The 14,416-nt window shown below is 45.8% G+C and carries 14 protein-coding genes; 1 reads left to right on the top strand and 13 read right to left on the bottom strand.

Features of this window, described 5'->3' with window-relative positions:
• A partial coding sequence (locus tag B5J94_RS12355; RefSeq protein WP_143821999.1) for an IS3 family transposase occupies window positions 1-185 on the top strand: 185 nt, incomplete at its 5' end.
• A 255-nt stretch (window positions 186-440) separates the two neighbouring features.
• On the opposite strand, the gene B5J94_RS13980 is transcribed toward B5J94_RS12355, so the two are convergent.
• The 13 genes from B5J94_RS13980 to B5J94_RS12295 all read right to left on the bottom strand — a co-directional run bounded on the left by B5J94_RS13980 (window position 441) and on the right by B5J94_RS12295 (window position 14,386).
• Window positions 441-569, bottom strand: a complete 129-nt coding sequence (locus tag B5J94_RS13980) for a methionine/alanine import family NSS transporter small subunit (RefSeq protein ID WP_078274910.1) — start codon at window positions 567-569, stop codon at window positions 441-443.
• On the bottom strand, window positions 566-2,080 hold the full coding sequence (locus tag B5J94_RS12350; protein WP_062499358.1) for a sodium-dependent transporter: 1,515 nt from the start codon (window positions 2,078-2,080) through the stop codon (window positions 566-568). Before B5J94_RS12350 ends, B5J94_RS13980 begins: the two co-directional genes overlap by 4 nt.
• A gap of 174 nt (window positions 2,081-2,254) precedes the next feature.
• Window positions 2,255-3,028: an acyl-ACP--UDP-N-acetylglucosamine O-acyltransferase gene (gene lpxA, locus B5J94_RS12345; protein WP_062499366.1), complete on the bottom strand. Its 774-nt coding sequence runs from the start codon at window positions 3,026-3,028 to the stop codon at window positions 2,255-2,257.
• Between the two features lie 13 nt (window positions 3,029-3,041).
• Entirely contained in the window at window positions 3,042-3,530 is a 489-nt protein-coding gene (gene fabZ / locus B5J94_RS12340; RefSeq protein ID WP_373280024.1) for a 3-hydroxyacyl-ACP dehydratase FabZ, read from the bottom strand.
• Window positions 3,531-3,584: 54 nt separating this feature from the next.
• Window positions 3,585-4,544: a UDP-3-O-(3-hydroxymyristoyl)glucosamine N-acyltransferase gene (lpxD, locus tag B5J94_RS12335; RefSeq protein ID WP_062499360.1), complete on the bottom strand. Its 960-nt coding sequence runs from the start codon at window positions 4,542-4,544 to the stop codon at window positions 3,585-3,587.
• Window positions 4,545-4,546: 2 nt separating this feature from the next.
• Window positions 4,547-6,940: an outer membrane protein assembly factor BamA gene (gene bamA, locus B5J94_RS12330; protein ID WP_062499361.1), complete on the bottom strand. Its 2,394-nt coding sequence runs from the start codon at window positions 6,938-6,940 to the stop codon at window positions 4,547-4,549.
• 263 nt (window positions 6,941-7,203) lie between these two features.
• The gene (rseP, locus tag B5J94_RS12325; RefSeq protein WP_062499362.1) at window positions 7,204-8,556 is read right to left on the bottom strand and encodes an RIP metalloprotease RseP; all 1,353 of its coding nucleotides are present in this window, start codon (window positions 8,554-8,556) and stop codon (window positions 7,204-7,206) included.
• Window positions 8,557-8,776: 220 nt separating this feature from the next.
• Window positions 8,777-9,979 carry a 1-deoxy-D-xylulose-5-phosphate reductoisomerase gene (gene dxr / locus B5J94_RS12320; RefSeq protein ID WP_062499363.1) on the bottom strand — a complete coding sequence of 401 codons (1,203 nt, stop codon included), beginning with the start codon at window positions 9,977-9,979 and terminating at the stop codon, window positions 8,777-8,779.
• Window positions 9,979-10,809 carry a phosphatidate cytidylyltransferase gene (locus B5J94_RS12315; protein WP_062499364.1) on the bottom strand — a complete coding sequence of 277 codons (831 nt, stop codon included), beginning with the start codon at window positions 10,807-10,809 and terminating at the stop codon, window positions 9,979-9,981. Before B5J94_RS12315 ends, dxr begins: the two co-directional genes overlap by 1 nt.
• Window positions 10,810-10,943: 134 nt before the next feature.
• Complete coding sequence (uppS, locus tag B5J94_RS12310) at window positions 10,944-11,693, bottom strand: polyprenyl diphosphate synthase (RefSeq protein ID WP_062499365.1); 750 nt, start codon at window positions 11,691-11,693, stop codon at window positions 10,944-10,946.
• Between the two features lie 278 nt (window positions 11,694-11,971).
• Window positions 11,972-12,526, bottom strand: coding sequence for a ribosome recycling factor (gene frr / locus B5J94_RS12305; protein WP_062499308.1), 555 nt, complete (start codon window positions 12,524-12,526; stop codon window positions 11,972-11,974).
• 279 nt (window positions 12,527-12,805) lie between these two features.
• Entirely contained in the window at window positions 12,806-13,549 is a 744-nt protein-coding gene (gene pyrH, locus B5J94_RS12300) for a UMP kinase (protein WP_062499309.1), read from the bottom strand.
• A gap of 141 nt (window positions 13,550-13,690) precedes the next feature.
• On the bottom strand, window positions 13,691-14,386 hold the full coding sequence (locus B5J94_RS12295) for a DUF3108 domain-containing protein (protein ID WP_062499310.1): 696 nt from the start codon (window positions 14,384-14,386) through the stop codon (window positions 13,691-13,693).
• Between the last annotated feature and the right edge of the window lie 30 nt (window positions 14,387-14,416).

The following is a 14,416-nucleotide window of genomic DNA, read 5'->3' as shown; positions in this document are numbered from 1 at the left end:
TAAAACAAGAGATATTTTATGAGACAACCACATTTACATCAACAGATGAACTTAAACAAGTGATTGATGAGTACATACACTACTACAATCATGATAGAATAAAGAGCAAATTAAAAGGACTAAGTCCTGTTAAGTACAGAAACTTAGTCCAATTAGGGTTAATACAACCACTTGCAACAACCTAACCTTTAATCTTATGTCTAAGATTTGGGGGTCGGTTCAGAATTTGCCCTTTTTATAATCATTTAACTTCAAAATACGCCAATAGACGTAAGGTGCGTAATACGCACCAATAAGATTTCTATTTAAAAAGGTGCGTGGGACGCACCTTACCCCCCCTACTACACACCCCCAAATACCCAAATTTTAAAAAATAAAAATAGATTATGTTAAATAAATACACCCAAAAAAACGGCAACTTATCATTGCCGTTTTTTGCTTTAATGGTCGCTTGGCACTTTATCCATGTCAATATCAGGATTTTTGGTTAAGTGAATGATGGATAAAATCAACCCACCCCAAACGATAGACAAAGCCACCACCATGACTGCTAATGCGGTACCGTTCATGCGTTTTCTCCTTCTATGGATTTGTGCTGATGATGTGTGGCGTGGGCAGGTGCTTTGGTCAATAGGAACGAACCCACCGCAAACACTGCCACCACACCCCAACCAAAGATAAGTTGAGTTGCCAAATCATAACTGTCATAGCCCTTGGTAACGAGTGAGAACACACTTAGCACCAACGCCACGATGAGCGAAATGGGCGTAACAATGGTCAGCATAAATGCCCAGCCCTTACCCACTTTCACGCTAGAAATGGCGTTAATGTGGTTGATGAGCTTATCCATGACAGGACGGTTAAACCACGTTACCCAAATGATAGACAAAATCGCCCCTGTTACCACGCCGATATTATTGGCAAAATGGTCAATCACGTCCACAAAGGTAATCGCCGTTTTGGTAGAAAACAGGGCAAGTGAGATGAGAGCTGATACACCACCGACCACGCTAACTGCTTTTTTATGCGACCAGCCGAATTTGTCCTTGACCGCTGAGATTGGCACTTGTAAGATACTTGCCATGGACGTAACGCCCGCCACAAACAGCGAACCAAAAAACAAGATGCCGATGAGCGTACCAGCGTCGCCCATGCTAGAGATGATTTTTGGAAAAGCGATGAATGCCAAACCGATACCGCCCGACACCACTTCTGATACAGGCACGCCTGATTGCACCGCCATAAAGCCCAGTACCGAGAAAATCCCGATACCTGCCATGACTTCAAACGATGAGTTAGCAAAACCCACCACCAATCCTGAGCCTGTCAGGTTGGCATTTTTCTTTAAATAAGATGAGTACGTTACCATAATCCCAAAGCCGATAGACATTGAGAAAAAGACGTGCCCGTAAGCGGCAAGCCAGACCTTGGGGTCAGCCATTTTTTCCCAATTGGGGGTAAAAAAGGCATTTAACCCTTCGGAGGCACCGTTTAGTCGCACTGCTTGCACCACCATTATGGTAAACATGACCACCAATAGCGGAATACAGATTTTGTTGACAAGCTCCACGCCTTTTCGGATACCGCCATACATGATGAACAGCACCAATGCCCATACGATGGCCACCCCGATAAACAGACTAGGCACAATGCCAAAATCTAGTCCCGAGCCATTTTGCAGATAATGCTCAAAGAAAAACGTCTGCGGGTCATCGCCCCACTGTTGCCCAAAGGCGTATAGGGTGTATTGCCCTGCCCATGACAACACGGACGCATAATAAATCCCGATGACCGTACACACCAGCACCTGCCACCAGCCCACGATTTCTTTGGATTTAATCATTCGCCGATAAGCCGTGGGCGGAGCTCCGTGATATTTTTGCCCCGCGACATAATCCAAAAACAGCAAGGGAAATCCTGCGGTTGCCAAAGCGATGAGATAGGGAATAAAAAACGCCCCACCGCCATTTTCGTAAGATACATAAGGAAAACGCCAGATGTTACCCAAGCCAACTGCCGACCCAATCGCCGCCAAAATAAAGCCTGAGCGTGCCGACCAACTTTCTCGTTGTGTGGACATAATTGCTCCTTGTTAATGTTTTGGCAACTCCATTTATCAACGTCATGCCAAACTGTTAAATTTTGTAAAAAGTTCTATCCCATATAGTTTGATTGAATCAATTGAAAATGTCAAATAAATAAAAAAACAAAAACCCATAACAAAATATTATGGGTCAATGAGAATGGTTGTGACCTAGCGAATGAGACCACGTTTGCTGTTTTGTAGCGACTGGATAAACAACGCCACTTTTGGCTCATCCGCCACCCAAGTGGACAGCTCGGCAATTACGTCCGCCTTGATTTTGCCAGAGCGGAACACCACGTCATAAGCCCTATCCAACGTCTCAATGGTTTCTTTGCTCCACCCTTTTCGTCTCATGCCTTCTTTGTTTAGCCCATGCACCTTGGACGGATTACCCGACACGGTGGTAAAAGCACAGACATCTTTTAAAATCAGGCTCGCCCCACCAATCATCGCATAATCATCAATCCGACAAAACTGATGTACACCCGTCTGTCCACCGACAATCACATAATTACCAATATGGGCATGACCTGCCACACCCACGTTATTGGCAAGGACGTTGTGGTCGCCCACCATACAGTCGTGGGCGATATGGGTGTTTACCATAAATAGGTTATGATTGCCGATTTTGGTTAATCCGCCACCGTCTGCCGTGCCACGATGAAAGGTGCAAGACTCACGAATGGTATTGTCATCGCCCACTTCTAGGTAGGTGGTTTCGCCTGTAAATTTTAAATCCTGCGGTATCTCGCCAATACTGGCAAATTGAAAAATGGTGTTACGCTTACCAATGGTGGTATTATCACCCACGATGACGTGCGATTTTAAAATGGTATTCTCGCCAATCGTGGTATTTTTGCCCACGATACAATACGCCCCAATGCTCACGGCTGGGTGTATGACGGCAGTCGGGTTAATGATGGCGGTTGGGTGTATGTTCATGACGCTATCCACATTAGTCCAGCTTTTGACGGGCAATCATAATCTCAGCACTGCACGCCAGTTTGCCATCCACATGAGCGGTGCATTCAAATTTATAAATCTCACGCTTGGCGGTAACGAGCTTTGAGCGAATCACCAGCGTATCGCCCGTGCTGACAAGTTTTTTAAAACGCACTTTATCCACGCCTGCAAATAGATACAGATAGCCGTCTTCGGACGATTGCCCTGCACTGACAAACCCCAAAATGCCCGACAACTGTGCCATGGCTTCCACCATAAGCACCCCTGGCATGACAGGATTATCAGGAAAATGACCGTTAAACAGCTCTTCGTTAATCGTGATATTTTTATAACCTGTAATCCAGTTGTCTGCTGATATCGCCGTCACACGGTCGATGAGCATAAAAGGATAACGGTGGGGCAAATACCGCTTGATAACAGGATAGCCAAATGGTAAGGTCAAGTTTTGAGACGTTAAGCGTTCGTGGTCGCCATCGGTCATCAGTTCTAGGTCTAGGGTAGAATTTGTCATGGATATATCCATTTAAATAAAAATTTACTTTTGTCCACTTTGGCGAAACTTGACCGCTGCACGTCGCCAGTGATTGCTCGGCATGGCAGGTGTGCCTGATGAGTACGAGCCTGCTTCTTTGATAGAGCCTGTGACCATCGTCATGCCAGTGAGCGTGACATTATCAGCAATGTGCAAATGCCCTGCTATCCCCACCGCACCGCCAATGATACAGTTCGCCCCAATGTGCGTACTGCCTGCAATGCCTGTCATGGCAGCAATCGCCGTGCCACGCCCGATATGGACGTTGTGGGCGATTTGTACAAGGTTATCAATAATCACATCATCGCCAATCACAGTATTGCCCACCGCACCCCTATCAATACAAGTGTTTGCACCAATACGCACACGATGACCGATGACAACACGCCCAAGCTGATGGATTTTTTGCCAAGCCAGTCCGTCCGCTCCCACTTTTGGGGCAAAACCAAAGCCGTCCGAGCCGATACTGGCATGAGCATGAATCTGTACACCATCGCCGATTACACAGTGATGAGCGACACTAACGTGCGAGCCAATCTCACAATCATCGCCAATTTGTACAAAATCGCCAATCACCGCATACGCCCCAATGTTGGCGTTTTTACCAACGGTAGCACTGGGCGAGACGACAGCAGTAGAGTGAATGCTATTATCGGCTTGATAATCAAACAGCCCACTCACGGACGCATACGCCAAATAGGCATCTTTGACAAGGATAACGGTGGTGTTTGGCAGGGCAGGTATTTTATCGGCAAATCGCTCTGATACCAGCACCACACCTGCCCGAGTTCCCACCAAATCAGACAAATAGCCTGCCTTTGCCAAAAACGCCAAACTGTCCTTATCAGCACCTGCCAAATCCGCCACACGACTAACCGACACATGGCGATTTGCCAAAGCGTCTTTATTTAACACCATCTGGCAAAGTTCAATGGCGCGGATGATTTTATCCAAATCAATCATGATTAGAATACGCTACCGATTTGGAATTGGACGTTTTCTACTTGGTCGCCTTCTTTTTCATTTAACGGTTTGGCATAACTGATGGAAATCGGTCCAATCGGGGTATACCATGTCACGCCCGCCCCCACGCTATAACGCAACTCTTTGTCCTGCTCGATGTAGGTTAGGTTGTCATTGGCGACCCCAAGCTGGGTCAAGTTGATTTTTTCGCTATCAAGATTTGTGGTGTCAAATGCCTGACCAGCATCAAAGAAAATCACAGGACGCACTTGGTCTGCCCAGTCACCTTTAAACGGCACCGGCAAAATCAGCTCTGCCCCAAAGGTCGCCAACGCATTACCACCCACTTCTTCGCCACGGTAATTACGGGGGTCTGATGCTCGTGCGTAATGGCGTGATAATGGCCCTAATGATGATGCTTCAAAGCCACGCACCGAGCCATAACCACCGGCATAGAAGTTTTCATAAAATGGCAAATTATTACCATAACCCAAGCGTGCATGACCACGGAGTACCGTGCCTTTCCATAGTGGATAATAGGCGTTTAGGCGGTAGTTTACCTTTTGGAAAGTCTGGTCGCCAAAACCCAAATTGACATCCACATTATGACTTACCCCCTTGGTAGGGAATACGGGCTTGTCAAGGCTAGAATAACTCCATCCAAGCACCCCGCCATAGGTGGTGTAGTCATTGGTAAAACTTGTGCCATCACTATCAATGTCTGCCCGACCGCCATCTTCTAACAGCTGTTTGACATTGGCAACGCCCATCCACTGACCGCCACGCACTTTGGTTTTATCAACGGTAAAACCACCACTGATACGCTGCTTTTCATCAATCGGATAGCCATAAATCAAACTACCGCCATAGGAGTCAAGCACATAGTTGGAAATGTTTTTGCTGTCATATTTGGTCTTGCGGTAGTAGGCATTGACACTTTGGGAGACGCCATTGACAGTAAAATAAGGGTCGGTCATGCCTAGGCTGTAATTATCACGGGTCTCTGAACGGCTAAATGACATATTAGCACGGTTACCCGTCCCCATAAAGTTAGACTGCGATAAGTCCACTTGGAACGTCATACCGCCACTTTGTGAGTACCCTGCGGCGATGGTGGATGAGCCTGATGGCTGTTCTTCGACCGTATAATTAATGTCCACTTGGTCAGGACTGTTTGGTACAGGTCTGACATCCACTTTGACGTCTTTAAAGAAACCCGTTCTCATGAGTCTGGCACGGGACAGCTGAATTTTTTGGTTGGATGCGAGTGCCCCTTCTAGCTGACGCATTTCACGGCGTAGCACTTCGTCTTTGGTTTTTAGGTTGCCGGTAAAGTTGATGCGACGAACATAGACAGGACGTACAGGGTCAATATAATAATCCACACCCACTGTCAAGGCTTCATCATCAATCCTTGGCACAGGGCGGATTTGGGCATAATAATAGCCATCATCGCTGAACTTATTGGAAATCTCGGCGGTGGTCTCATCAAGCTCTTTTTGTGAATAGGTATTGCCCTGCTTGAATTTGACCAGCTCATTTAGCTCATCAGTGGGATAGGTGGTATTACCCAAAAACTGAATATCGCCAAACTTATACTGCTGACCTTCGTTAATGGTCGTCTCAATAAAGACTTTTTGTTTCTCGTCATCGATGTTTAGAGTGGCATTATCCACGCTCACTCGCACAAAACCGTCATTGAGATATTTGGCTTTGACATTTTCTAGACTGGCATTTAGCTTTTCTTGGCTATAACGGTCGGCTTTGGATAGTGGATTCCATTTTTTGTCCTTGACCACGAACTCATCTTTTAACTCTTCGTCGCTAAAATGCGTATTACCAATGATGTTAATATCCACCACACGGGCAGGTTTACCTTCGACAAAATTAATGTCCAGCTTGACACGGTTACCGTCCAGTTCGGTTTGCTTGACTTCAATGTCAGCATTATAATAACCCTGTGAGATGTACTGATTTTCAAGCTCGCTCTCCAAGGTGGCAACGGTTGCCTGTTTTAGTACGCTACCCACCGCAAGCCCCGTACTCTCCAAGCCTTGCTTTAAGCCATCATCAGGGATGAGTTTATTGCCATCAAAGTTTAGCTCTGCGATGATCGGACGTTCCACCACATGAAACACCACACGCCCATCATCAACATCTGCCTGTACGTTTGAGAACTGCTCGGTGGCATACAAGGCACGAATGCTGTCCGCCAACGCATCCGATGTCAATGCCTGACCCACACCCAAAGGCAGTGCCACTTGCAAACTTTGGGGGGTCACTCGGCTAAGACCACTAAACTCAATGGCACTGACAGTATCATTGGCATAAGCTGTGGCGGTCATGACCATCATCACAGACGCGGTTAAGGTTTTTGTCAAAAAAGAAGTACGCATAACAGGTTCACTCAAAGTCGTTCAACTCATCAGCAACAACACCAAAATAACAATAAACTACAAGTGTACATTGATGATGATTGAATATGGCAAATGTTAATTAATCAAAAATATGGTGTAAGTTAAGCCAAAAAATCAATTTTGGCAAGTAAAATTGTCAAATTTTTAAAAATTTTCTTTAAATATTGCCCAATTATTACCAAAAATCATGCTTAGCGTTTATTGGCATTTCTATTGCCCTACCAAGTGGTTAGATTTTCGCCCTAACCGAACATTCGTGAGATGTCATTACCAATGGTTAGCATCATCATACCAAACAGTAGTAACATACCCATTTGCAAGCCTGCCATTTGTAGTCGCTCACTCATGGGCTTACCCACTATCAATTCATAAGTATAAAACACCAAATGCCCACCGTCCAGCACAGGTATCGGCAACAGATTTAGCACGGCAAGCGATAGGCTAATCAGCCCTGCGGTAGACAACACTTGTTGCCAGCCCATCTGTATGCTGTCCTTAGAGACCTGAGCGATACTAATCGGGCCAGACAAATTATCAAGTCCGATCAGCCCTGTTAGCATCTTACCCATGGATTTCACGGTCATCACGGACAAATCATAAGTTTTGATAAAGGATTTTTGTAGAGCTTCTAATGGCGTATGGTTTACCGTCATCTTATAATCATCGGGAACGGTAATTTTGGTCTCTTGCACCCTTGCCCCGATTTGCCCAACCGTGCGATTATCCACCTTGACCGCTTTTGGCATGACCTTGATATCCATGTTTTGCCCGTCTCGGACAACGCCAAACGTGAGCGATTTTTCGGGATTATTTTGGATAATCTCGGTGGCGGTCAGCCAGTCTTTTATCTCTTTGCCGTCAATGTGGCTAATCCTATCGCCTGCTTTTAGCCCCATTAACGCCCCTGCTCCGTCAGCAGCCAGCGAGCCTATCACAGGCGGTATGACAGGTCGCCAAGATAATGTGCCAAGGGCGGTAAGCGGGTCTTTACCCTTGTCCGCCCCTTGCATAAAGTCATTGACCTGCACGCTATATTTGCCCTTATCGGTCGCCACAACCACCGCCCCACGCTCGCCCATGCGGTCAGCTAAGGCAAAATTCACACTCTCCCACGTGGGCGTATTTTTGCCGTCAATGGCGTGTATCGTCTCGCCCACCACAAGTCCGCTCGCTTGGGCAGGGCTATCGCTCACAATCCGTCCGATTTTGGTCGATAACTGCTCGCTTGGTTGTAAAAACAGCACAAAAAACAGCCCAATGGCGATGATAAAATTCATCAACGGCCCTGCGATGACAATGGCGATTTTCTTTAAGGGGTGCTGATTGTTAAATGCCAAATGTCGCTCATGCTCGGCAACGTCCCCTTCTCGCTCGTCCAGCATTTTGACATATCCGCCAAGCGGTATCGCACAAATGCGATAATCTATGCCTGTTTTGGGACTTGTCCAGCCAAACAGCCGAGTACCAAAACCGATAGAATAAGTCAAAACCTTAACTCCGCACAGCCGTGCCACGATATAATGCCCCCACTCGTGCAAGGCGACAAGGGGCGTAAGGACAAGCAAGGCGGATAAAAATAAATATAAAGCGGTCATGCTTTTTGGGTTCTCTTAGTTTTTTGTTTTGCCAACAAATTGGTTTGGGCGAATAAATTGCCCCTACAATACCTTCAAAAATTTTTAAATGGTAATTTTAATCAATATAAAGATTTGGTTTTAAAATTTTGGATAATTGGGTAAATTTGGGCGAATAAATTGCCCCTACGCATTTAAATTTAAAAATACATTTTAATTCAAATGTAAAAAACCATTAAAATCAATCCATTAACTTTCTTAAATAAACGTCCGTCCTATCTCGCACCCGTTTATCTAACGCCAAAATCTCGTCAAGCTCATCAAAATGTCTGCCAAATTGTGCCCCCAATTCATCATCATGTAACACACGCTCCACCGTGTCGGCGATGTCGGTTAGGCGAATGCGACCATCCAAAAATGCCGATACCGCCACTTCATTAGACGCATTTAAGGCAACACATGCCCCAGTACCTGTCCGTATGGCATGACGGGCAAGGTCTAGGGATTTGAATTTGTTCTTATCGGGGCGGGTAAATTCTAAGGCGGATATGTCAAATAAGCTCAATGATTTCACGCCGCCATCCATGCGATTAGGGTATCCCAAAGCATGGGCAATGGGTACTCTCATGTCAGGTGAACTAAGTTGTGCCAAAATAGAGCCGTCCACATATTCCACCATAGAGTGAATGATGCTTTGGGGGTGAATGGCAATGTCAATCTGAGCGTCAGATAGGTTAAACAAATGACAAGCCTCAATCAGCTCCAAGCCCTTATTCATCATGGTATTAGAATCCACCGTGATTTTACTGCCCATGTTCCAGTTGGGGTGAGATACGGCTTGGGCTACTGTGGCATTTTTCATCTCATCATAAGACTTGTGTAAAAATCCACCACCACTTGCGGTCAGCCACAATTTTTTTATGCCAAATTCACTGCGATGAATGGCGGTATTATCGTCTTGAACCGCCCTTGGCAAACATTGAAAAATGGCATTATGCTCACTGTCAATGGGCAAAAGGGTTGCTCCATGCCTGCGTGCGGTACTCATGATGAGTTCACCTGCCATGACAAGGCTTTCTTTATTGGCAAGTAGCACGGTTTGCCCTGCCTGAACTGCCGATAAAGTAGAGCGAAGCCCTGCTGAACCAACAATGCCCGCCACAACTTTATCCGCCCCTTTATCGCCTGCCAAATCCATCAAACCATTTTGACCGCCCACCACGTCAATCGCCAAATTTGCCGATTTTAATCGCCCAACAAATTCATCCACCTTATCAGATGGCACACCCACACGACTTGGGCGAAATTCTACGCACAGTTTAAATAATTTATCCAAGCGACCAAAGCCCGACAAGGCATACACAGGCAATCCTACATGACGAACGATGTCAAGCGTGCTATCACCTATGGAACCTGTCGCTCCAAGTACCGTCAATGCTGTCATCACAAAAGCCCCTTTAAATCACCAAGTGCAGGCAATACACCCAAATACACGAGCACCAAGACCCCAAGAGCAAACACAGGCGTAGCCGACAATAAGCTATCAATGCGGTCAAGCACACCGCCATGCCCTGGTAAGATAGTGCCAGAGTCTTTAATCCCTGCTCGGCGTTTTAGCATGGATTCAAACAAATCACCAAGCACGCTTGCCAATACCGTCAAGCCCGACAAGCCCAAAAAGGCAACAAGTGCTACTGTGTCAAGTTTTAACCCAAAGCCCACGCCCACCGCCACAAGGCTTGCCGTGATGATACCGCCAATCAGCCCTTCTATGGATTTGTTGGGCGAGACGTTGGGGGCAAGTTTGCGTTTGCCAAGTTTACGCCCAACAAAATACGCCCCACTGTCAGCACACCACACCAAAAGAAACACATATATAAGCCACCAAGGCGACACCTGCCATAGGCTGTACATGGCGGTAATGCTGGCGGTCAAGATGACAATTCCCATAAAAAATAGGCGTTTGCCGTACCATTTTTCTTGGATAGGATAAACAAGCACCCATTTGGTTGCCATAAGCCATATCCCAAAGGACAGCACCCACCACACCACCCAAGAGACAGACACAAAAATACTGACAAGCGTAACCACAAGCATCAGAGCAATAAACTGGGCAGGTTGTTTGCGTTTGGGCATGAGTTTTGTCCACTCATGGGACGCAATGAGCGTGCCTACGGTCAAAAGTGGCAAAAACAAAAAGGGCTGACGACTGGTGAACATCGCTACGCCCACGATAATCACAAGTACGATTGCAGTTTTTATTCGTTGCCACATAGTTTTGCCTTTTTATTATGGGTTTTTTAAATTTATAAAATGTTGATTGATAATATTTGAAAGCATAGGAAATTGGGCGAATGTGATTCGCCCCTACAAACCTTTTAAATCTCATCAATCAACCATGCCAAACATCAACCTTGTGCTTGCACCTGTTCGCTGGTTTTACCAAAACGTCTTTCACGATTGCCAAAGTCTTGTATCATCTTATCAAGTTCGTCCGCCCCAAAATCAGGCCACAACGTCTCGGTAAAAAACAGCTCGGCATAAGCCGACTGCCACAGCAAAAAGTTGGAAATGCGGTACTCGCCCCCCGTGCGAATGAGCATATCCACATCGGGCAAATCGGCAAGTTCTACATTCTCTGCGATAAGATTTGCATTGACATCGCTTGGGGTAAGTTCGCCTTTTTGGACTTGTATGGCTAATTTTTGGCACGCCTGAGCGATGTCCCATTGTCCGCCATAGCTGATTGCAATGACAAGCGTCATTTTGTCAAAATGGGCGGTCTTACTTTCTGCGTCTGTCATAAGGGCTTGCAGGTCGGAATTTAGCATTGACCTGTCGCCGATAAATCTTAGGCGAATTTGGTATTTATTCATGCGGGGCATTTGCTCGTGAATGGTGCTTTCTAAGAGTCGCATGAGCAAATCCACTTCCGCCTGTGGTCTTGCCCAATTTTCTGACGAAAACGCAAACACCGTCAAAACTTTAACCCCCCGTGCCAAACAATGTTCCACAATGGGGTCAAGTGCGTCTTTGCCCTTGATATGCCCTGCCCCTGCCTGCAAAGCATGAGCCTTGCCATAGCGGTTGTTACCGTCCATGATAATGGCGATGTGTTGGGGCAGGTTTAAAATGGGGGGTAATGGGGCATTTGGCATGATAGATAGGCGGATTGGTCAATGGTAAATGATACAAATAGGGCGAATGGCTCGCCCTATATAGGGCGTGCTGAACCTTTGCAACACAATTTAACGTTTAAAATATTTTAGAGATAAAACACTGTTTTTGCATGAAAAATGGTTAAATCTTGTTTTTCATCGTCAAATTCCTTGTTGATATTTTAATATCAACTGCGGACTTTTCCTTGAAAAACGTGCGATTTCCCCTATTTTTCATTGCAAATATAAAGGGTAGGCACGCCCTAAAAAGACATAACTTAGACTTCCATAAGCTCGCTTTCTTTTTTGGCAAGGCGAGTGTCGATTGCTTTGATAAAGTCATCGGTCAGCTTTTGAATGTCGGTCTCGGCACGGCGTTCGTCATCTTCGCTGGCTTCTTTGTCTTTGACGAGTTTTTTGATGTCGCCTAGCATATCACGGCGGATATTACGCACCGACACACGGGCAGACTCGGCATCAGAGCGAGCCAATTTCTGCATATCCTTACGAGTCTCTTCGGTCAAGGCAGGCATTGGCACACGAATCACGTCTGCAGTCATGGGATTAAGCCCCAAATCCGCTTCACGGATTGCCTTATCCACCGCTTGCACCATAGAGCGGTCAAAGGGCTGTACAAGTAGGGTGCGGCTGTCTTCTACGTTCACGCTTGCCACTTGGTTTAGGGGCATATCCGAGCCATAGTAGCTTACCATAACGCCTGACAAAATACCAGGGTGAGCCCGTCCTGTACGCAGTTTGGCAAACGCACTTTCTAGGGCTTCAAGCGATTTTTCCATACGGGCTTTGCCGTCTGTTTTGATTTGGTTAATCATAAGGGTTTCCTATTTGCAATATTTACTAAACATTGATTTTGTTACATTAGGGCGAATTGCAATTCGCCCCTACCAATCAGCATAATAAGCAAGATTTAACAGTTTTTAAAGTTAATTTTAAATTCAATAAAAATTGGGCTCTGGTTCAAAAAGTATGCTACAAGGAAAACCGTTCGTGGTGAGCTTGGGAAACCTAACGGTTTTCCTGCCCTTCGACAAGCTCAGGGCGAACGGAAAACCTAGTTCAGCATACTTTTTAGACTACTACCAAAAATTGAATTAATGATACACTCGTGTACCTTCTTTTTCGCCCATAACGACATTTAATAGAGCATTGGGCTTGTTCATATCAAACACTTGCAACGGCACGTTGTGTTCACGGCATAGGGCAATGGCGGTCAAATCCATAACGCCCAATTTGTCTTCTAGGGCTTTGTCAAAGGTTAGGCTGTCGTATTTGACCGCATCGGCATGAACGCTTGGGTCTTTATCATACACGCCGTCCACTTTGGTTGCCTTTAAGATGAGACCTGCTTCAATCTCAATCCCACGCAAACACGCCGCCGTATCGGTGGTAAAAAACGGATTGCCCGTACCTGCCACAAAAATGCACACTTCGCCATTATTTAGGTGGCGAATGGCTTCACGACTAGAATACGGCTCGCCAATGGTGGCGATATTAAGAGCGGACATGAGACGGCATTTGATGTTACGGCGGACTAGGGCATCACGCATGGCAAGCCCGTTCATCACGGTAGCAAGCATACCCATTTGGTCGCCTGTAACTCGTCCGACAAGCCCTTCTTTTTGGAGTGTACTGCCACGATACAAGTTACCACCGCCAACGACAATCCCCACTTGCACGCCAAGCCCACGCAAATGGGCGATAGACAGGCTCATTTGGTCAAGAATGGACGCATCAATGCCCATGTCTTTGCCCCCTGCTAGGGCTTCGCCTGAGAGTTTGAGTAGAATACGGGAAAATTTTGGATTTTTGTCGTTGGGATTATGGACGTCTGACATGGCACACCTGTTATAATTTAAATACAAATTAAGTAATTTTATCACATTTTGCCAAATATTGTAAAATTAAAAAAGGCGAAACCCTGTCCGCCTTTTTTAATTTTAAATTTGTCTTTAATTCACTTTTTAATGAACCCACTTTTAATTCACCTTAGTCAATTCCATACTAATGACTTTGCCGTCATTGGTTTGGCTGACTTTGACTGGTAGATAATTTAGGCTGGGGGCAAGCCAAAAGCTCGTGGCACGCCCTTTGTCATCGTGCACACGGTCAATGCGAATGGCGTCATAAGTACCCGCAGGAACGGTGATTTTGCTACTGCCCGAACGTCTAAATCTGGTGGCTTCTATTTCATTTTTCTTAACCAAATGATAATTTCCACTAAACTTACCGTTAATCAGTTCTTGACGGATTTGGGCTTCTAAACTCAAATCATCATAGGCTTGTCCGTTCATTCTAAGCGTGGTGGATTTGCCTTTATACGTGCTAACCACGGATTTGGCGGAGTTATTAAACTTGATATTATGAGTGCGTCCCACGCCCAACACTCGCACCGACATATTGGAGCTAGATGGTACGATTCTGCCGTTGGATAGGCTAAAACTTGCCGACTGGTTTACACTTGCCACGCCTGCGGCACTGGCTTTTACATGATAGTGGTAATCATCTCCATTTTTAATTAAGGTGCGTGTTGCTGTGCCCTTTTTGCCATCTGCTTTTAGTACATAAGTGGCAGAAAATCCTGATAAATCAGACGCATTTGCAGATAAAGTTGCCCCTGCCAAGATAGCGGTTGTAATAGTGGTGGTTTTTAGGAAATTTTTAAAAATCGTCATGATTACTCGCTTTACATTAAATCTCTTTCC

Source organism: Moraxella lacunata (assembly GCF_002027545.1).
Taxonomy (GTDB): Bacteria; Pseudomonadota; Gammaproteobacteria; order Pseudomonadales; family Moraxellaceae; genus Moraxella; species Moraxella lacunata.
Note: the sequence above shows the minus strand (reverse complement) of the source record. Positions and strands in the feature narration are given on the sequence as shown.